Source organism: Salipaludibacillus daqingensis (genome assembly GCF_029891575.1).
In the GTDB taxonomy this organism is placed as follows: Bacteria; Bacillota; Bacilli; order Bacillales; family Salisediminibacteriaceae; genus Salipaludibacillus; species Salipaludibacillus daqingensis.
On the sequence record NZ_JARZHF010000006.1, the window covers coordinates 70,281 to 90,108 of the forward strand.

The window sequence follows — 19,828 nt, forward strand, 5'->3', positions numbered from 1 at the left end:
TCAGACGTGCTTGAAAAGCAGAACAACCTGTTCTCGACTTTTTAACACCCTTTATAGTAAGAGACTAATCGAAGAAAAGGTGATGGTATGATACAAAATGCCTGGTTAATCCCGGTTTTTCCGCTTATCGCCTTCCTTATTCTGTTATTCATCGGAAGATTTCTTAAAGAAAAATCTTCATATGTCGGGATAACAGCTTTGGCCCTGTCGTTCATCCTTTCCGTAATGGTTTTGTTTGAACGAATTGGCGGAGAAACGTACACATACGTAATTGACTGGATAACCTTTGGAGAACTTACGATCAGCATGGGATATGAAGTAACACCATTGAACGCGATGATGCTCATTGTCGTTACTCTCGTCAGCTTGGTCGTTCACATTTTCTCCCGTGAATACATGCATGACGATAAGCGAATTCATATATTCTTTGCTTATCTTGGACTATTTTCATTCTCGATGCTAGGACTTATTCTAGCTCCGAACGTATTACAACTCTTTATTTTCTGGGAACTTGTAGGGCTCATGTCTTACTTACTCGTTGGTTTCTGGTACTTTAAACCAGAAGCTGCCGCAGCTGCCAAAAAAGCGTTTTTAACGACTCGAATCGGGGACGTTGGGTTATTGATTGGTTTAGTGATTCTCTTCAATCAAACCGGAAGTTTCGATTACGCAGACATTTACGCAGCAGTGGAAGGCGGAATGATCAACGAAACGTTGATTACGACAATCGCACTCCTTATTTTCATGGGTGCTGTCGGTAAATCCGCACAATTCCCGCTTCACGTCTGGTTGCCGGATGCAATGGAAGGTCCGACACCGGTAAGTGCTTTAATCCACGCCGCAACAATGGTTGCCGCAGGGGTATACTTAGTAGGCGTAATGTATCCTTTATTCTTAGCTTCGTCTACAGCGATGACTGTTGTCGCATATACAGGTGCAATTACTGCCTTTTTTGCTGCAACGATGGCGTTAGTCATGACCGATATCAAAAGGGTATTGGCTTACTCCACCATCAGTCAGCTAGGGTTTATGATTTTAGCATTAGGAACAGCCGGCTATGTCGCAGGTTTGTTCCACTTAATGACGCATGCCTTCTTTAAAGCGCTCCTTTTCCTCGGAGCAGGAAGTGTGATTTATGCGGTTCACCACCGTCAAGATATTCGAGACATGGGTGGACTTTGGGGAAAAATGAAGATTACATCGATCACATTTTTGATTGGTGCCTTAGCGATCTCAGGGGTATTCCCATTAGCAGGGTTCTGGAGTAAGGAAGAAATTCTCGCTTCCGCTTTGTTAAATGGAGATGGATTCTTATTTACCATCGCTCTTGTGACAGCATTTATGACAGCATTTTATATGTTCCGCTTGTTTTTCAAAACGTTCACAGGAGAGTATCGCGGTGGAGACCACGACGATGCGCATGCTAATGATCCAGGCGTTGACGCCTATGGAGCAGCAGATGTAGCAGAAGCGGATAACCCGCGGGATGACTCGATGGACGAAGAAACTCACGTCTCACCGGCAGAAGATCATGATCATCATGATTCGCCAAAAGAGAACTCAGGTTTCATGACATTCCCACTGATTGTGTTGGCATCCATGGCAGTCGTTGCTGGTTTCGTCAATTTACCATTCCTGGGATATCCATTAGAAGGATTCTTAACAGAAGGAATCAATGTAGGATCACAGCCACACGGTGAACTATGGCTCGCTTTTGTTTCCTTAGCCGTTGCCGGGGCAGGTATCGCCTTAGCATGGGCAATGTACTATAAAGGTTCGATTTCAGAAGACTACTTTGCCAGTAAAGCACCTGGCGTTCATAAACTTCTCATAAACAAATATTATTTAGACGAAGTTTATACCGCTGTTTTTGTTCGACCAACCGTCGCAATCGGAAGATTCTTCTGGGAAATGGACAAAAGCATCGTCGATGGCATTGTCAACTTGATCGGTCGTTCAACGAGTAGCACTGGACGTACTGCCGGAAGACGGCATAATGGCCAACTACAGACGTATGGTCTCGTGTCTATCCTCGGAGGAATTGTTGTCATCGCACTTGCCTTCGTTCTAAGGGGGTATTTCGGATGATGCTAAACATTTTGACATGGCTCGTATTTTTACCACTCATCGGTGCGATTATCATCATGACGATTCCTAAGGAAAACGTCAATGTGATTCGTTCACTAGCTGCCATCACATCAGGAATTGCATTGGTCATCTCGCTCGTCTTGTGGGCAGGATTTGAACGAGGCGCTACTGGATTGCAATATGCAACAACAGCAGAATGGTTCAACATTGGCTTTTTACAAATCAACTATGAAATTGGATTGGATGGCTTGTCGTTACCACTCATTGTGTTAACAACGATTGTCACAACACTAGCAATCTTTGCTTCCTTTTCAATTGAAAAACGCGTCAAAGAGTTTTATCTTTGGACACTCGTTTTATTAACAGGGATGCTCGGGGTTTTCGTTGCCCTAGACATGTTCCTATTCTTCCTATTCTTTGAGCTAACGCTTATCCCAATGTTCTTCTTAATTGGTATATGGGGAGGAAAAATGAAAGAGTACGCATCCTTTAAGTTCTTGCTTTACACAGGACTGGGAAGTGCGATTATGTTCATGACTTTCATCGCTATGTTCTACAAAGCGTATGAAGCAATGAACATGCAAGAAACAACCTTTAGTATGATTCGAATGGCTGAAATTTTTGCAGACCCAGCTAATCCAGACGTGTTAACAGGTGCCGTCAAAGGTGCGCTATTCCTAGCATTGTTTGTAGCGTTTGCGATCAAACTACCAGTCTTCCCGTTCCATACATGGTTACCGAACGCTCACGTAGAAGCACCAACAGCAGCAAGTATGATTCTTGCCGGTGTCCTTCTAAAAATGGGTGGTTACGGATTAATCCGAGTTGGGGTTGGTATCTTACCAGACCAAGCAGCACGATTCGCATCCTTAATTGCGCTACTCGGTGTCATTAACATTATTTACGGGGCGTTACTAGCGCTCGTTCAGACAGACTTAAAGTCTTTGGTGGCTTACTCAAGTATCAGTCACATGGGGATCGTTCTACTAGGAATTGCATCCTTCACGACAGCCGGCATGCAAGGGGCGATTTTCCAACTCGTCTCTCACGGATTTATTTCCGCACTGCTGTTCTTCATGGTAGGAGCTATTTACGAACGAACAAAAACACGCACGATCTCAGAGCTTGGCGGCTTATCCAAGTCTGTTCCAATCTTAGCCGGGTTTACGTTAGCGGCAGCCATGGCTTCTGTTGGACTTCCGGGACTATCTGGGTTCGTCAGTGAATTGCTCGCCTTCATCGGAATCTTTGGCGCATCCGCAGAGATCCTTCCAGCGGCAACCGTATTTGGTGTCATCGCCGGACTTGGAATTATCTTAACGGCTGCCTACTTATTGTGGGCGGTGCAACGGACAACATTTGGACCAATGAAAGAGAAATTCGTTGGCTTAGCAGATGCCCGTCCGATGGAATATGTACCAATGATTGGCTTGCTCGCGTTAAGCATTGTCATTGGCGTATACCCACACATCTTAAGTGACGTAATAAACACTACAGTAATCGACATCGTGTCGAAGATAGGGGGTTAAAGACAATGACAGCTTTTGATGCCAACTGGTCTTTATTAACTCCGGAAATGGTTTTGGCCGCTTTAGCCTTATTAGTATTTACGATTGACTTTATGACCGGCATTCATGGAAAAAAACCGTTTATAGGTAAACTATCGGTGCTTTCCTTGCTTGTGACCGCAGTCCTTGTTCTTTTCATGAACAACTCCGGCGGACAAATTGCCGATCTATACTTGATAGACTCATTCGCGATGGTGTTTAAACTCATCATATTAGTTGGTGTAGCGATGGTCATTATGATCAGCCTTCACTACCTAGACCGGAACGAAGAAATATATCAAGGCGAATATTATTCGATTCTCTTGTTTGCCACATTAGGTGCAATGATCATGGTCTCATCTGCAGACTTGATCACGTTGTTCATCGGTTTGGAAATCTTAAGTATTTCCTCTTACGCCCTCGTAGGGTTTAAAAAACATCACCGTCACTCAACGGAAGCAGCACTGAAATATGTCATACTCGGAGGAGCGGCTTCAGCGTTTATCCTTTACGGAATGTCGTTCTTATACGGCCTAACAGGATCGACCAGTTTACTAGAAATCGGGCAAGTCATGCCGACGTTATTTGCAGATTACACCGTGATTATGACAATCAGTTTAATCTTTATGTTAGTTGGATTCGGGTTCAAAATTTCCATCGTTCCATTCCATATGTGGGCACCAGACGTATATGAAGGAGCACCAACACCCGTCACTGCCTTTCTATCGGTTGTCTCAAAAATCGCCGGATTCGCCATTGTCTTACGTGTCTTCACCTTCGGATTCCTAGGAGTTCACGAAGAGTGGGTGATGATCATTGCGGTATTAGCAGCCGTAACAATGGTATTAGGAAACATCATTGCACTAACACAGAAAAACACAAAACGACTGATGGCATATTCAGGAATTGCACAAGCAGGATATCTACTCGTTCCGGTTGCAGCCTTGCCATTTATCGGAACATTTTCCATCAACATGATCTTGTTCTATAGCATCGCATACTTGATGATGACATTAGGCGCATTCGCCGTCATCTCCCTCGTCACAGAAGATGCAGGAACAAACGATTTAAGCAGTTTCGCAGGGTTATTCCAGCGCGCACCATATTTAGCGATCTCCATGACCGTCTTCCTCGTATCCCTTGCAGGTCTTCCACTGACTGCTGGGTTTATCGGGAAAGCACACATTTTCTTTGGAGCAGCAGCCGCTGATATGCTCTGGCTTGCGATCATCATGATCGTCATGAGCGTCGTGTCATTCTTCTATTACTTTGGCTTTATCAAGCAAATGTTTATGACCGCGCCAAAAGCAAACGACGAAGAACTGAAAGTACCAACAAGCTTAAATGCTGTGATTACCGTTGCCCTAGCCGTAACGCTAATCCTCGGTATTTTGCCAAACATCGTACTCGACGTCTTCAACACATTTAACTGGTTCGCATTATTCTAGAAAACGTTTAAAAATTAACGGACAAAACAAGACCTCTTTCGACGAACGTTACCCATAGTGGTGTCGAAAGAGGTTTTTTGTTTTACCTACGTTTTAAATGATTTTCGTTGAAAACAATAGCCAATGACAGCGCACAACGGAAGAAAAAAAGCCTTTCTTCTCATTTCATCAGATTTCGACATACCTTAAGATACATCAAGTCGAATTTTGCCAAATTGTGAGTGATCGTTTTGTTGGAAAATATCAGTATTAAATATTTCTTTGACATCATAAGTTAACGTGTCAATCAGATTTTTACGAGTGGTGTATCACCTTTGTGAAAGGTGTGTCTAGTCAGTGTTTAATAAAAACCCTTTTTTTAGATAAAAATAAAAAAAATCCCTAAAAAAGGTTTGACGATGAACAAAACTGTGAAATGTACTCGTAAGGAGCTGAGGTACCTTTAAAGAAAAAAACAGACACGCGTGAAATCATTTCAAATGGAAAATTCGATATGTACCGATATTATCAGACAATTCCAACAATTGACGATTAACTAGGAACGATTAGGAAGAGGTCGTGATAGCGCTCTCATTTAAAAATCGTACAAAAGACCTATTTAAAAAAGCTGGAAAAAGTTAAATAATCAGTAGCGTTATTGGACTTTATCCGTTATGATTAGGTTTGTGCCAGGTTATCCATTGTATTTTTCAAGGATAAACAATGAGTAACATGTGCACACGTTTGAGGCATTCCAACACACACTGGAATCGATCTCACAAAAGGTCAGTACATCTCGGAGGGTATCACATCATGATCGAATCAATGGGACAACAGTCATTATTCAACATTTTAATAAGTCTGATGGTTCTCGTTGTCGTATGGTGGTCAATCCAGTCGATTAAAATCGACTTGTTTGTCAAAGATCCTGACGGGGTAAAGGCAAAGAGCTTGATGATTATTCTTACCATTTCGCTAACGTATATGGTAACCAGCTTTTTACTGAATTATTTAAACTGGTCTACATCGATCCGTTACCTCTTTTAATGAAATGATTAAAGATAGGAGTGGATGACAGTCGCTGTGCTTTCCGTTTATTAACGGATACTTCCATGTATGCTTAGCCCATTCAAGGCAACAATTTTAATAAGAGCATTATTGAACGAGGCAGTTTTATTAAAAAAATGGGAAACATGTTCGGCGGAAGAAATGTCAGTAACTTCTATAAGACACTTGATTACTAAAATTAGAACTGAATAGCATCAATATTGCAACGATATATGACAACGCTTATGGAACTATTCCTAGCAACGAACCCACATTGAATGAAACTTAATCCCAGTAATGATCGTACTACCATACAGACTAATTAGCGTCGTAATGACAAAAATAATGGTAAATGAGCAATATGTTATTTTGAACCGAGCAATTATTGTGTGAACAAACGACGCAACAACTGGATTTATTTATGCAAAAACAAAAGAATGCCAATGAAATGGCACACGAAAGAATATGATTGAATATTATTAAAGTATACAATCAGGACGCGGAGGGGAATATATTGGAAAAAATAATCGTCCGTGGTGGCCGGCAACTAAGTGGCACTGTCCGTGTCGAAGGAGCTAAAAACGCTGTTTTGCCAGTCATCGCTGCATCTATTCTAGCAAGTAAAGGAAAGAGTCACATTTATGATGTACCAGCTTTAGCTGACGTATTCACGATAAACGAAGTTTTACGGAACCTAAATGCAGAAGTAACTTATGATGGAAGAAACCATATAGAAGTTAATGCAGAAAACGAGTTAAATATTGAGGCACCATTTGAGTATGTCCGAAAAATGCGCGCATCATTCCTCGTCATGGGACCATTATTGGCTCGTGTCGGTCATGCACGTATTGCATTGCCAGGCGGTTGCGCAATTGGATCACGCCCAATCGACCAGCATTTAAAAGGCTTTGAAGCCATGGGTGCCAAGGTTGAAATTGGAAATGGTTACATTGAAGCAAAAGTGGACGACCGTCTAGTTGGAAACAAAATTTACATGGACTTTCCAAGTGTTGGAGCAACAGAGAACATTATGATGGCCGCTACTACTGCTCTTGGAACAACGATCATCGAGAACGCAGCAGAAGAGCCAGAAATTGTTTGCCTTGCTAACTATTTAAACGCCATGGGCGCAAAAGTTCGCGGAGCAGGTACTGGAACAATCCGCATCGATGGGGTAGATGAACTTGTAGGTGCTGAGCACACAATCATCCCTGACAGAATTGAAGCAGGAACGTACATGGTTGCCGCAGCAATTTCAAAAGGTAATGTATTTGTCGATAACGTTTTAACTGAACACTTACGTCCTTTAATTGCAAAAATGAAAGAAATGGGCGTTGAAATCATTGAAGAAGACAACGGCGTTCGCGTCATTGGACCAGATAAACTAAAGGCTGTCGACATCAAAACGATGCCACATCCTGGTTTCCCAACAGATATGCAGGCGCAAATGATGGCCCTCATGCTAAGAGCAGAAGGTGCCAGCGTCATCACAGAAACTGTCTTTGAGAACCGTTTCATGCACGTGGAAGAATTCCGCCGTATGAACGGAAACATTAAAATTGAAGGTCGCGCTGCGATCATCAATGGACCAATGGATCTTCAAGGAGCGGAAGTAGCTTCTACTGACCTTCGAGCAGGCGCAGCCCTCGTATTAACTGGTCTCGTAGCAGATGGTTACACCCGCGTAACAGAATTGAAGCACATTGACCGTGGTTATGTTGATTTTGCTGAAAAGCTTCACCAACTAGGTGCAGATATTGAACGCATTAATGAAGAAGCTGAATTAGAAAACTTAGAAGCACCAGCACCACTAAGACTAGATCCAAACTTTGCTTCCTAATTTCTTAATACATTCTTCTTGCTATCTTATTTATATCGATTAATATCGATGAACACCGAAGAATAACGAAGATTACCCAAACCTCCATGGGGGAGCCGTCTGAACAACAGACTCTCCCTCATGGAGGTTTTTTGTGGTTAAAACATTACAAACACACACCGCAAAGTGCCTGAAGAGCGAGAGGATTTGCGATGAAAGGCACCAAGGGAAAGTAGACACAACGATAATCAAATCTCAAAGCGGTTACTATACACATTAATAGAGTCCACCCGAATAAAAGTCCAAGCCTTCGTCGACGCTAGCGATAAAAGCGTTTTTGACCGACTTGCTAGCATGTTTCTATTAAATGATCTCTGTTTTGTTCTAATCATTCAATAGAGTTCATAGATATGTGATGAGACGTGCTTAAGCAAGGGGACGAAAAAGGAGGACATCGAATGATCAGAGGAATGATGGCAGTGGTTTTAATTTTTATGATGGGGATATTAGTTGTGCCCGTCATCCTAGTTACAGCTTTTTCAAGTGACTCTCCAGGAAACAATCTGGAAGTAACAATGCAAGAGAATGAACAACAATTCGGTCAAACAGAAATGGAATTAGAAGAAGGGAACAATGAGGATGCTAATAGACAAGATGGGATGTCTATCGAAAGTGTATCAGTTTTCCGATCTAATAATGAAATGATAGAAGAAGTTCCTTTGGAAGAATATATCATTGGTGTGGTTGCATCAGAAATGCCAGCATCTTATGAGATGGAAGCACTGAAGGCACAGGCATTGACGGCAAGAACTTACTTAGTCCGACAAATGATAGATGGAAATGACTTGAATTTGCCAGAAGGGGCCGACGTGACTGACACCGTAATGCACCAAGTTTACAAAAACGACGATGAACTGAAAGAAACATGGGGAAATGATTATGAGTGGAAAATTTCACGAGTACGTAAAGCTGCGCTAGAAACGGAAGGGCAAATAATTACCTATGAAGAAGAACCGATTACAGCAACGTTTTTCTCAACGAGCAATGGTTACACGGAAAACTCAGAAGAATATTGGGAAAATGAAATTCCATACTTGCGAAGTGTGGAAAGTCCATGGGATAAAGATTCTCCTCGCTATGAAGGAGATCGACAAATGACAGTAAATGAATTTGAACAAGAACTTGGTGTCCAACTAGCAGATGGGGAAGTAGGGAAGATTATTTCTAGAACAACGGGTGGCAGAGTGGCCAAAGTGGAAATTGGGGAACAGACTTTTTCAGGTAGAGAGATTCGTGACGCTTTGGAATTAGATTCTAGCGATTTTGACTGGGAACGAAATGGAGACAATGTAGTCATTCAAACACGAGGTTGGGGTCACGGTGTTGGCATGAGTCAATATGGTGCAGATAGCATGGCCAAGTCTGGAAAAACATACCGAGAGATTATCGATCACTACTATCACAACGTCCACATTGAAGAGGCTTCATCGGTGCTCGTAAATAATGAAATGCTAGATGGCGATCAAGTGAGTTTTGCGAATGAGTAGATGGGGGATCACCCCATCGTGACTTGTTCGTAAATGATAAGTAATGGTTACATAAAAGGAAAAGTAGTACCCACGCCGGTGCTACTTTTCCTTTTATGTTAGCGAATGGCTTATCCAAAAATGTCTTAGCAAATAATGGTCAATAATTAGTATTGTTTTTAGGGAGAAAAGGGTTCTTGTGACCGTTGCAAGCTGGTTTTGGTAAAAGAGGGTCACAAGAGGAGGCCGCTTGTGACCGTAGCGAGTTGATTTTAGTGAAAGAGGGTCACAAGAGGAGGCCGCTTGTGCCCGTTGCGAGCTGATTTTGGTAAAAGAGGGTCAAAAGAGGAGGGCGCTTGTGACCGTAGCGAGCTGATTTTTGGTAAAAGACGGTCACAAGAGAGAGCCGCTTGTGACCAAGATGAGTTGATTTTAGTGAAAGACGGTCACAAGAGCAGCCCGCTTGTGCCAACAAACAGATCACCGCTCCTCCAACCAAAAACTAACCAAAACAAATAAAGGTACACCTTAACAGACTAGTTAAGCGGCTAAACGACGTGGGATTGCTAGATGCTAGTTTTGCTCAAGTATATAGCAAAGGTTGGTGCATCGATTCATTCATTCTATCAAGTAATCTTGCTAGGTTTCATTCCTCGCAATCACTCTAGTAAATAAAATTTTCTAAATAATGTATAAACTTTCAGTGATTTGATCAGAATGATTGCTGAGGTGGTGATTACATGAACAATCATGAAGAAAACAAAGCTTCCAAGTGGGAGCAACTAAAGGCGAATACGAAACGCCTAATGAAAAAACGCTGGGCAATGCCCGCATTGTATTTAGGATTATCCGCAATCGTATTAACGACATTTTTGTGGATGTCCGCAACAGATGAAGATTTAGCTGACCTAGAACGAGACTCTGAGTTTGATATAGAAGGTCTCGACGAGGAAAATGCTGAGAATCCATTTGGAGAAGAAAACGGTGACGAAGAAGCAGTCCCAGCAGTATCCCATGATGAGGTATTTGATATGCCTGTTGTGGATGACGAAGAAGTTGCAGTTGTAGGTACCTTTCATGACTATGAAGCATCAGTAGAGGAGCAAAAACAATCATTGATCCACTACGACAACTATTACTATCAGAACAAAGGAATTGACTTAGCGAAAGAAGATGAATCGACTTTTGACGTGACTGCAACCTTAAGTGGTACAGTCGTAAAAGCAGAAGAAGATCCGCTATTTGGCCAAGTCATCCACATCGAACACGATGAGGATACGCTAACGATCTATCAAAGTCTTGAAAATGTGACAGTTGAGACAGGACAGTCGGTAAGACAAGGAGATGTTCTTGGACAAGCAGGTAGAAACCTTTATAATCGTGACGCAGGTGTCCATGCTCACTTTGAAATTCGAAAAGCAGGAGTTCCAGTGAATCCATTAGATTTTATGGACAAACAATTATCGGACTTGCCTGACTTCTCGGAAGAAGAGCAAGAGGAGCAACAAGCTCCAGAGCAAATGCCAGATCCTGAAGAAGATTTCTCAGATTCATCTGAAGGCTCAAATAACGACTCAAACGAAAACGAGCAAGAAGATTCGAATGAAAATGATGAGAATGATTCTGACGAATAATTAGTAAGCACATCTCCATAAAAAACGATCGGGAAAATCTACAGCAATAGCGGTAGCAAAGCGCTTCTGTTATGGTTTTAGACTAGGTTCTATCGTTAAAGCAAAAGGAAAAAGCACGGAGGACAACCCTCTAGCTTTTTCCTTTTTGTGCTTTTTAGGCATATCTTCCCTCATTGTCTAATAAAATTTAACAAACCTTAGCACAACCATTACAACATGAGAAGGTCGTTCAAAGAGAATGAGGGTGATGACAGACGAGCGGGACGAAGGAAGAAAGGGAGAGGGATATTACACTCATCATCGGACCGCTAACGAGACTGTCTTTTTCTCCGTCTTTTTGGATTGCAGAATGATGAGGGAGGCGAGAGATGTGCACGATTACATCAAAGAGAGGACCATCAAGATAGGAAGGTACATCGTAGAGACGAGAAAAACAGTCCGGACCATCGCAAAGGAGTTTGGTGTTTCCAAAAGCACCGTCCATAAAGATTTGACAGAACGCTTGCCTGAAATTAATCCGGAGTTAGCCAACGAAGTGAAGGCAGTGCTTAACTATCACAAATCGATCCGACACCTTCGCGGGGGAGAAGCAACAAAAGTCAAATACAGACAGCCAGGAGGAGAACAATCGAACATGGTAAAAACAAAATTGTAGACATCCTCACCGTTTACTAACGGCAAGGTGAAAGAAAAAGCACCCGCCCTATTGGAAGAGTGGGTGTTCCCTGTCGTTGCCATTTTTGGTGGTGCGAGTGACCCATGATTTTTCAGATAAAGAAATAAAGAGGACGGAGTGTTCTAGTTTTCATGGAAACATCCGTTCATATTCCTATAAAAGATTCCATAACCTTCCCTTAGTTATGACAAATTGTGATAAAATAATATAATGAATGCAGAGACTACACATATGTGTTCAAAAAGAGACGCTTTTTGAACCGGACATATATTGCAACTAACGACACTTAAATGATCTAACACCACATTCAAAATGAACCGGGGAGGAAATTACAGATGTTTGGAAGGGATATTGGAATTGATTTAGGGACGGCGAACGTATTGATTCACGTAAAAGGCAGAGGGATTGTGTTAAATGAACCTGCTGTCGTGGCGATTGATACATCAACAAAAAGGGTATTGGCAGTCGGAGAAGAGGCGTTTCGGATGGTCGGAAGAACGCCAGGAAATATTGTTGCCATTCGCCCATTGAAAGATGGGGTGATCGCAGATTTCGAAACGACAGAACAAATGCTTAAACACTTCCTTGAAAAAATACGAGTTAAAAGCTGGTTCGTTAAACCGAGGATTCTTATTTGCTGTCCGACAAACATCACGTCTGTGGAACAAAAAGCAATTCGTGAAGCAGCGGAAAAAAGTGGTGGCAAAAACGTATACTTAGAAGAAGAACCAAAAGTTGCAGCAGTAGGCGCTGGCATGGATATTTATCAACCGAGCGGAAACATGGTTGTCGATATCGGTGGCGGAACAACCGACGTGGCTGTTCTATCAATGGGAGACATCGTGACCGCATCTTCCATTAAAATTGCTGGTGACCGTTTTGATGCTGACATTCTTCATTATATAAAGAAGAAGTACAAGCTATTAATCGGAGAACGGACAGCAGAGACGATCAAGAAAGAAGTCGGAACCGTATTTCCAGGTGCCCGTAATGAAGAAATAGACATTCGCGGACGAGACATGGTTAACGGCTTGCCAAAAACGATCAATATAAAATCAGAAGAAATTCGCGTAGCCATGGAAGAGGCGGTTTATCATATCGTCCACGCAGCGAAAAATGTTCTCGAAAAGACACCTCCGGAACTATCCGCAGACATTATCGATCGCGGTGTGATCATTACAGGTGGGGGAGCTTATTTGCACGGCATCGATCAACTTCTTGCTGAAGAGTTGAAAGTGCCTGTCTTTATTGCCGAAAATCCAATGGACTGCGTTGCAAATGGGACAGGTATGATGTTGGAAAACTTAGATCGTATTAATAAAAACAGAGTGAAAGTATAAGATAATAAAGAGATACTAAAACGAATACGTTTGCGGAGTTTATAAACAGGCTTTGCCAACCGATATAGAAGATAGGCCGTATGATTGACCCGCTACAACAATGGGGGCTAGTCATCAACATTGTTTTTCAAAGCCATTAAAAAACGAGGTGAAGTCTATGTTACGAGGGTTATATGCAGCGGGGTCAGGGATGATTGCCCAGCAGCGTCGTCAAGAAATGTTGACGAATAATTTATCAAATATTAATACGCCAGGTTACAAAGGCGATCAAGGATCGATGAGAACATTTCCGAAAATGATGATTCAAGCGATGGGAACAGACCATCAGAAATTTGGACGATCCAATCACGTTGGTGAGTTAGCGACAGGTGTTTACATGCAGGAAAGAACGCCTAACTTCCGCCAAGGAGATATGCAAGAAACAGGCAATAATACAGATATCGCCCTGATTCAAGGACTCGTCCCAACAGATGAAGAGTCAGGGCAAGATGCGATGCTCGTTTATGAAACGTTGAATAACGACGGTGATATTCGCTATACGCGTAACGGAAACTTCACCATCGATGGACAAGGATTTCTGACTTCTTCCAAAGGTCATTACATTCTTGGCGATGATGGCGAACAGATCAACGTGCAAAACGAAAACATTCGTGTCACAAGGGAAGGCGAGATTTTTTCAGCTGACGACGAACTACTCGGGCAAATCGGGGTATCTGTCATCGCTGATCCAACGCAGCTAGTAAAAGAAGGCGATGGCTTCCTTCGTTACGAAGGGGAAAATGATGTCGTTACCGCTATCGGCAACGGAGACGTCACGTACCAGTTACAACAAGGATTTATCGAGCGCTCCAACGTGGATGCTCAGCAAACGACAACAGAAATGATGAATGCCCTTCGATCATTTGAAGCGAACCAGAAAATGCTTCAAGCCTACGACCAAAGCATGGAACGAGCAGTGAACGATATCGGCCGCATTGGCTAACCGATTGCTCCGTGGAACGGCATAAAGCCGGAACTCTCTGCTATATTTTTAGGGTAGCAAAAAATAAATACGGACAGCACGTCCATTATAAAAAAAGCAGGTGAATCAGATTGAATCAATCGATGATTAATTCCGCTGTCACGATGGGACAGATTCAGAAAAAGTTAGATTCCACAGGTCATAACTTGGCCAATGCGAATACTCACGGGTATAAGCGTCGCGATACTAGTTTTTCTGACTTACTTATCCAACAAGTAAACAATCAATCGCAAGAAAGGTTTGAAACAGGACGAACGACACCGAATGGTATTCGTGTTGGCTCAGGAGCAGCTGTGGCCCAAACAGCGCTTCGTTTCGAACAAGGATCGATCCAGGAAACAGGACGTGACCTTGATGTCGGGTTAACTCAACCAGGTTATTTCTTTGAAATCTCGCCTACAGAAGAAGGCGAACGGAGATTTACGAGAGATGGTGCGTTTTATTTAAGTCCGAATGGTGAAGGCGAAAACTTCCTCGTGAATTCCGAAGGAGAATATGTCTTATCTGCAGATGGCAATCCAATATTACTCCCAGCAAACTATGAAAGTTTTAACATTACGGAGTCAGGGAATATCCAAGTTACAAATGAAGATGGCGTGGAAGAAAACGTTGGCCAACTTCAACTTGTGAATATTACGAAACCTCAGCTCTTACAGCATAACGGAGAAAACAACTTTGTTTTTCCAGACCTTGAAGAATTAGAATTAGAGGTAGCTGACGTATTAGAAGAAGCGGCGGGCACAGACGTATTCCGACAATCTTCATTAGAAATGTCCAACGTAGATATGTCAAAGGAAATGACAAACATGCTTGAGGCGCAACGATTTTATCAGTTTAATTCCCAAGCCATCAGCATTACAGACCAAATGATGGGATTAGTGACAAATTTAAGGTAAAAATATTGACGATTTGTTTAAGTAGGTCGGAAAATCTGTTAAGAAGAGCGTTTTTTGCTTCATCCTTCTTTAAATCAGTGTTATGATAGTTGGGGAAAAACGTAACAGACGAGGAGTTAGTCATGAGTAAAGAGAACGATCAACAGTTCCAGTCGGAAGAAGAGCAAGGAAACGAGCATTCTTCTGAAAAGGAGTCTGATCATAACCACCAAGCACAATCAAATAAATCACACGATCAAAAGACAGAAGATGACTACATGAGACCGTTTATTTCTGATAAAAGCGATCAGTCATCGACTGCCGAATCTGCTGAACCATCTGAGTCAACAACGGAAACCTCTGATGAGGGAAGTCCGTCTAAAAACGAAGAGAACGAGCAGGAAAGGAAACCTTCGGAGGGTGAAACCGATACGTCGATGGAAAACGATGCATCTAATCATTCGGTAAAGGACTCTCAGTCAGAGGATCTTACGGAAACGATTGAAATGAAGCCAATCAAGTCGGAGGAGCAACAGGATAGCGTAGAAGAAAATGACGCCGACACTGTGGAATATCATAAGACGGCTGTGGCAGTCCCTCTAGAAACAGATGAAGAGGAGATCTCACGCGATCTTGAAGAAGAGGAAGCGGAAGAGACGGTGGAAACAGGGGAAGAAAAGAAACAAAAACGAAAAGAACGAAAGCGTGAGAAAAAAGGACGCATTCGTTTAATTCCAATTTGGGTTCGTCTCGTCATTGTTATCGCAGCACTTCTAGGAAGTTTAGCATTAGGCGCGATGATAGGGTACGGAATTATTGGAGGAGGCGGTAATCCAATGGATGTGTTTAAAGAAGATACTTGGTATCATATATATGACTTAATTTTTCAAGGAACAGATAGACAACGATAATTTTCATTTTATGATAAATAGGAGCTGGACATGAGTGCGGATATTTTCCGTGAACGTGTTCAGCTCCTCTTGTGTCTCCTCGAAAAAACACGTAAACTAAAGGCAGGAGAATCATTGCCTATTAATATGAGGAGGTCATAAAGAGATGTTAAATATTGAAGAAATAAAGGAAATCATCCCGCATCGTTATCCATTCTTACTCGTCGATCGCATTTTAGAAGTAGAAGAAGGGCAACGCGCGGTAGGTATAAAAAACGTGACAGCAAATGAAGAGTTCTTTAACGGTCATTTCCCAGATTATCCGGTTATGCCTGGTGTCCTAATCATTGAAGCGTTGGCGCAAGTTGGTGCCGTGGCGATGCTGAAAAAAGAAGAGAATCGCGGAAGACTTGCTTTCTTTGCAGGGATTGACGGTTGTCGTTTCAAAGGGCAAGTTAAACCTGGTGATCAGCTTCGACTTGAAGTCGTCATGACTCGCCTACGTGGCTCGATTGGAAAAGGGAAAGCAACAGCATCCGTAGACGGCCAAACGGTTGCTGAAGCGGAGCTCATGTTTGCCTTAGGAGAAAAACAACAGTAATCATCATAAACTTCTCAGTTACGATTAATCGTAGCTGGGAAGTTTTTTGTGTTGGTTTTATCGTTTAATGCAACGGATTAGTGACCCTAGACGAGGATTTGTGATTGATTTAGGGCAGTAGAGCAGACGATTAGTGACCTTAAAAGAGCATTTAGGTAAAAGAAAGGGCAGTAGAGCGACCGATTAGTGACCCTAAACGAGCAATAAATGAAAATAAGGGCAACTAAACTACACCGATCGACAAGTATCACCTTAAAAGAATCGCCGATAATTACAAAAATCAAAATAACCCTTTAGATTGTATTTTTTAAACACTAATTAGCTAATTTTCTCTTCTAAACTAAACCTGTTTATCAAACATTCTTTCATTCCAGCTCTAATTGTAAATGAAATCAGCTATAAAAAGCCTGTTGTGTAGGCTTTTTTATATAAATATGTGACTCTGTGTGAGAAATGTGGGAGATTATCAAAATAACACGATATACGTTTTGAAGACGAGGTCACGTGAAATAGACTGTATAGAAACAATGCTATTATAGCAATTTCAATCTTAGAAAATCATACAGGAGGAATTATTTATGCGTAAAAAGGCAATATTAACAGCAGCATCAGCAGTACTATCTTTAGGAATTTTAGCTGCATGCGGAGATCAAGATCAAGAAGTAGAAATTAACGATAATAACGGAACAAATGGTGGAGCTGACGTGGAAGAGAACAATAGCGACATTGATGTAGAGAATGAAGGAAACGAAGGAAATGACGTTAATGTTGATACGAACAACAACGACGGCAACATGAACCATGACGAGAATAACGACATGGATAATGACATGAATGACGATATGGATGACGACATGGATAATGATATGAACAACGATTTTGATGATAACGAAGACGATAACAACGATTATTAATAAGCAGTTGAATTAAATCATCAAAATTATCAATAAAATTGCTTAAAAAGTATCACAATATACAGTAAGAAATAATAAGGAGGAAATTAAAATGAAAAAGAAATTAATGATATCAGTATTGTCTAGTGTTTTAGCGTTAGGTGTATTAGGAGCTTGTGGAGACGCGGAGAATGAACCTGTGGAAAATGACCCAGCTATCAATGACAATGGTGGAATGAATGACGACATGAATAATGACGGAATGAACAACGACATGAATAACGATGGCATGGATGACAACATGGATAACGATGGCATGAATAACGACATGAACGATGATATGAACAACGATATGGATAATGAGGATAACGCATAATTTTTTAAAACTCGTGTCTGCAAGTTTTTATTAATATAAATTACTTTGCAAAGGGAGGAATAAAAAATGAAGAAAAAGCTAATGGTAACAGCATTGTCTAGTGTATTGGCGTTAGGTGTTTTAGGAGCTTGTGGTGACGTGGAAAATGAACCGTTAAACAATGATCCGATGAATGACAATGGCGGCATGAACGATGACATGAATGATGATATGAACAACGACATGTAAGTTGACGTTCATAATGGTGTTAGATAAGCTAAACAGCTTTTGACGATTGTTTCAAGTTTGATTTTAAAAAAATCGAAGGAGGAAGAAGTCATGAAGAAAAAGCTTATGTTAACGATGTTGTCCAGTGTTTTGGCATTAGGGTTTTTAGGCGCATGCGGTGATGTGAACGACGAGCCGTTAAATAATGACCCAATGGAAGAAAACATGAACAACGACATGTAAATGATATCATGGGAAAAGGCGTGCATCTGTGCACGCCTTTTTTCATTTGTCTGTTTGCTAAACCTATTCTCCTGAACATCAGAAGTAGGTAGAACGTATTTCGCTTTAGTTTTAGGATCTCTACCACACGCTAAGAGAGCCTTCTGAAAAAGTACTATGCAAGGATAAGCACACAATAAAAACAATCGATAAAGTTATATCATAGTTTGCGACAACAATATGAGAAAATATGGAAGAGTAACGAAAAGTAGAGGATGCTATTGTAACAATTGATTTCTCGCGTTAAGCTTATCGCAGTTGATCAAAAGAAATAAGGTCAACCTTGTGAGTCGGAAAGAACATAAAAAGATTACTCACATGTAGCACCAAAAATCAGGAGGAATAAATAATGAAGAAAAAATTATCACTTTCAATCTTATCAGGCGTTTTAGCAGTAGGTGTTTTAGCAGCATGTGGAGACAACAATGTAGAAAACAATGATCCAGGTCTTAACAATGACAATGGCATGAACGTAGAGAATAACGACGGCATGGAAAACGACCCAATGGATGAAAATGAAGGCATGAACAACGAAGACCCAATGGATGAAAATGAAGACATGGGTAACGACATGGAAGATAACAACGCAGCAAACGAATAATAAATAGAAATGATTTGATTATACGAGATGAGCTCTGCTCATCTCTTTTTTTTATGGACTGCTCCAGTGAATTTTAAGTGGGTTTTCGTATTCTTGAGGCGAAAAGCTACGGAAAAGGCTTATGATTGCTCAGAGAAGAGATCTATAGATGAGAGGAACAAAGATGTCTCACTCTATCCTTGAGTGACAGCGGCACATCTGAGAGTGAGAGAACCATAAGAATTTCAACCACTTAACAAAAACCTGAATAAATGAAATAACTCCTATGTTTCTTCAAAAAACAATCGTTTCGTTCAGCACTTGAAGCATCTAAATTCCATATGGTGATTATCAAGGAAACAAACATGTTAAGAATAGAAAATCAAGATTGTTGATACATTGTTCATTATTCTAATCTGCAAAATAATAAGAATGATACTATTAAAACGACAAAAAGAAAAAAGCGACCACTCCTTGGGACGAAGGAGAGTCGCTTTTTTCTTGCTTATCGAAGGAACGGTCCTTCGAATGCATATTTATAAAAAATGATAGGGGGGAGAGATGAAAGTGGTGGATTTCAACTCCTACTTTAATTGTACCCGCCTAGAAAATAAATGAAACATATTTTAAAGAAAAAAATAATAAATAATAAAATTTAATTAATAAATGCTTCAAAATGAAAGGTGAAATTATATTTTTAATCTTTTGAGGTTAATAGACTAAATATTAGGTGGTGCAATGTAGGTGGTAATCGAAATTAAGCCAAATAACATTTTTAAGCAGGGGCATCTCAACTTTGTAAAATCCTCCAAATTTAACGGACTCAAATTTCATTTGCAAAAGATGGAGGAAATCGATACATCTAGTGATAAATTTTATCCATAGATTGTCACGCGTCACTAATTTTACTGACTAGTAACGAGAACGATAACTAATCTAAGTCGAAAATCAGGACATTTTTTGTTACTAAAAAGCAAGTCAACAATCTTAAGACGTGAC

The 19,828-nt window shown here is 41.1% G+C and carries 19 protein-coding genes; all 19 read left to right on the top strand.

Annotated elements, in window-relative coordinates:
• Nucleotides 1–87: 87 nt before the first annotated feature.
• The 19 genes from nuoL (at nucleotide 88) to QDN89_RS12845 (ending at nucleotide 18,850) form a co-directional block, all read left to right on the top strand.
• Nucleotides 88–2,088, top strand: coding sequence for an NADH-quinone oxidoreductase subunit L (nuoL, locus tag QDN89_RS12755; protein WP_280770530.1), 2,001 nt, complete (start codon nucleotides 88–90; stop codon nucleotides 2,086–2,088).
• Nucleotides 2,085–3,617 (top strand): complex I subunit 4 family protein, encoded by a 1,533-nt coding sequence (locus QDN89_RS12760; RefSeq protein ID WP_280770531.1) that lies wholly within the window; start codon nucleotides 2,085–2,087, stop codon nucleotides 3,615–3,617. The genes nuoL and QDN89_RS12760 overlap by 4 nt, the downstream gene beginning before the upstream one ends.
• A gap of 5 nt (nucleotides 3,618–3,622) precedes the next feature.
• Complete coding sequence (locus QDN89_RS12765; protein WP_280770532.1) at nucleotides 3,623–5,083, top strand: NADH-quinone oxidoreductase subunit N; 1,461 nt, start codon at nucleotides 3,623–3,625, stop codon at nucleotides 5,081–5,083.
• 792 nt (nucleotides 5,084–5,875) lie between these two features.
• Nucleotides 5,876–6,109, top strand: a complete 234-nt coding sequence (locus QDN89_RS12770) for a DUF1146 family protein (RefSeq protein ID WP_280770533.1) — start codon at nucleotides 5,876–5,878, stop codon at nucleotides 6,107–6,109.
• A gap of 514 nt (nucleotides 6,110–6,623) precedes the next feature.
• Nucleotides 6,624–7,949, top strand: a complete 1,326-nt coding sequence (gene murA, locus QDN89_RS12775) for a UDP-N-acetylglucosamine 1-carboxyvinyltransferase (protein WP_280770534.1) — start codon at nucleotides 6,624–6,626, stop codon at nucleotides 7,947–7,949.
• A 437-nt stretch (nucleotides 7,950–8,386) separates the two neighbouring features.
• Nucleotides 8,387–9,475: a stage II sporulation protein D gene (gene spoIID / locus QDN89_RS12780; RefSeq protein ID WP_280770535.1), complete on the top strand. Its 1,089-nt coding sequence runs from the start codon at nucleotides 8,387–8,389 to the stop codon at nucleotides 9,473–9,475.
• Nucleotides 9,476–9,766: 291 nt separating this feature from the next.
• The gene (locus QDN89_RS12785) at nucleotides 9,767–9,973 is read left to right on the top strand and encodes a hypothetical protein (RefSeq protein WP_280770536.1); all 207 of its coding nucleotides are present in this window, start codon (nucleotides 9,767–9,769) and stop codon (nucleotides 9,971–9,973) included.
• 221 nt (nucleotides 9,974–10,194) lie between these two features.
• Complete coding sequence (spoIIQ, locus tag QDN89_RS12790; protein ID WP_280770537.1) at nucleotides 10,195–11,088, top strand: stage II sporulation protein SpoIIQ; 894 nt, start codon at nucleotides 10,195–10,197, stop codon at nucleotides 11,086–11,088.
• Nucleotides 11,089–11,458: 370 nt separating this feature from the next.
• Entirely contained in the window at nucleotides 11,459–11,743 is a 285-nt protein-coding gene (spoIIID, locus tag QDN89_RS12795) for a sporulation transcriptional regulator SpoIIID (RefSeq protein WP_280770538.1), read from the top strand.
• Nucleotides 11,744–12,099: 356 nt separating this feature from the next.
• Nucleotides 12,100–13,104, top strand: a complete 1,005-nt coding sequence (gene mreB, locus QDN89_RS12800) for a rod shape-determining protein (protein ID WP_280770539.1) — start codon at nucleotides 12,100–12,102, stop codon at nucleotides 13,102–13,104.
• A 157-nt stretch (nucleotides 13,105–13,261) separates the two neighbouring features.
• Entirely contained in the window at nucleotides 13,262–14,086 is an 825-nt protein-coding gene (locus tag QDN89_RS12805) for a flagellar hook-basal body protein (RefSeq protein ID WP_280770540.1), read from the top strand.
• 110 nt (nucleotides 14,087–14,196) lie between these two features.
• Entirely contained in the window at nucleotides 14,197–15,021 is an 825-nt protein-coding gene (locus tag QDN89_RS12810) for a flagellar hook-basal body protein (protein ID WP_280770541.1), read from the top strand.
• A 122-nt stretch (nucleotides 15,022–15,143) separates the two neighbouring features.
• Nucleotides 15,144–15,911, top strand: a complete 768-nt coding sequence (locus QDN89_RS12815; protein WP_280770542.1) for a DNA-directed RNA polymerase subunit beta — start codon at nucleotides 15,144–15,146, stop codon at nucleotides 15,909–15,911.
• 145 nt (nucleotides 15,912–16,056) lie between these two features.
• A complete protein-coding gene (gene fabZ / locus QDN89_RS12820) occupies nucleotides 16,057–16,491 on the top strand; it encodes a 3-hydroxyacyl-ACP dehydratase FabZ (RefSeq protein WP_280770543.1) in 435 nt (144 codons plus the stop codon).
• A gap of 578 nt (nucleotides 16,492–17,069) precedes the next feature.
• Entirely contained in the window at nucleotides 17,070–17,405 is a 336-nt protein-coding gene (locus QDN89_RS12825) for a hypothetical protein (protein ID WP_280770544.1), read from the top strand.
• Between the two features lie 91 nt (nucleotides 17,406–17,496).
• Complete coding sequence (locus QDN89_RS12830) at nucleotides 17,497–17,760, top strand: DNA primase (protein WP_280770545.1); 264 nt, start codon at nucleotides 17,497–17,499, stop codon at nucleotides 17,758–17,760.
• Between the two features lie 66 nt (nucleotides 17,761–17,826).
• Nucleotides 17,827–17,988: a hypothetical protein gene (locus QDN89_RS12835; RefSeq protein ID WP_280770546.1), complete on the top strand. Its 162-nt coding sequence runs from the start codon at nucleotides 17,827–17,829 to the stop codon at nucleotides 17,986–17,988.
• 90 nt (nucleotides 17,989–18,078) lie between these two features.
• A complete protein-coding gene (locus QDN89_RS12840; protein ID WP_280770547.1) occupies nucleotides 18,079–18,210 on the top strand; it encodes a hypothetical protein in 132 nt (43 codons plus the stop codon).
• Between the two features lie 388 nt (nucleotides 18,211–18,598).
• On the top strand, nucleotides 18,599–18,850 hold the full coding sequence (locus QDN89_RS12845) for a hypothetical protein (protein WP_280770548.1): 252 nt from the start codon (nucleotides 18,599–18,601) through the stop codon (nucleotides 18,848–18,850).
• The last annotated feature ends 978 nt before the right edge of the window (nucleotides 18,851–19,828 follow it).

Bases quoted from the DNA above. Each gene is read 5' to 3' on its own strand.
- nuoL (WP_280770530.1), top strand. From the start codon at position 88: ATGATACAAAATGCCTGGTTAATCCCGGTTTTTCCGCTTATCGCCTTC.
- spoIID (WP_280770535.1), top strand. From the start codon at position 8,387: ATGATCAGAGGAATGATGGCAGTGGTTTTAATTTTTATGATGGGGATA.
- QDN89_RS12765 (WP_280770532.1), top strand. From the start codon at position 3,623: ATGACAGCTTTTGATGCCAACTGGTCTTTATTAACTCCGGAAATGGTT.
- QDN89_RS12760 (WP_280770531.1), top strand. From the start codon at position 2,085: ATGATGCTAAACATTTTGACATGGCTCGTATTTTTACCACTCATCGGT.
- QDN89_RS12835 (WP_280770546.1), top strand. From the start codon at position 17,827: ATGAAGAAAAAGCTAATGGTAACAGCATTGTCTAGTGTATTGGCGTTA.
- QDN89_RS12815 (WP_280770542.1), top strand. From the start codon at position 15,144: ATGAGTAAAGAGAACGATCAACAGTTCCAGTCGGAAGAAGAGCAAGGA.
- mreB (WP_280770539.1), top strand. From the start codon at position 12,100: ATGTTTGGAAGGGATATTGGAATTGATTTAGGGACGGCGAACGTATTG.
- QDN89_RS12805 (WP_280770540.1), top strand. From the start codon at position 13,262: ATGTTACGAGGGTTATATGCAGCGGGGTCAGGGATGATTGCCCAGCAG.
- QDN89_RS12840 (WP_280770547.1), top strand. From the start codon at position 18,079: ATGAAGAAAAAGCTTATGTTAACGATGTTGTCCAGTGTTTTGGCATTA.
- QDN89_RS12845 (WP_280770548.1), top strand. From the start codon at position 18,599: ATGAAGAAAAAATTATCACTTTCAATCTTATCAGGCGTTTTAGCAGTA.
- QDN89_RS12830 (WP_280770545.1), top strand. From the start codon at position 17,497: ATGAAAAAGAAATTAATGATATCAGTATTGTCTAGTGTTTTAGCGTTA.
- fabZ (WP_280770543.1), top strand. From the start codon at position 16,057: ATGTTAAATATTGAAGAAATAAAGGAAATCATCCCGCATCGTTATCCA.
- spoIIQ (WP_280770537.1), top strand. From the start codon at position 10,195: ATGAACAATCATGAAGAAAACAAAGCTTCCAAGTGGGAGCAACTAAAG.
- QDN89_RS12825 (WP_280770544.1), top strand. From the start codon at position 17,070: ATGCGTAAAAAGGCAATATTAACAGCAGCATCAGCAGTACTATCTTTA.
- QDN89_RS12770 (WP_280770533.1), top strand. From the start codon at position 5,876: ATGATCGAATCAATGGGACAACAGTCATTATTCAACATTTTAATAAGT.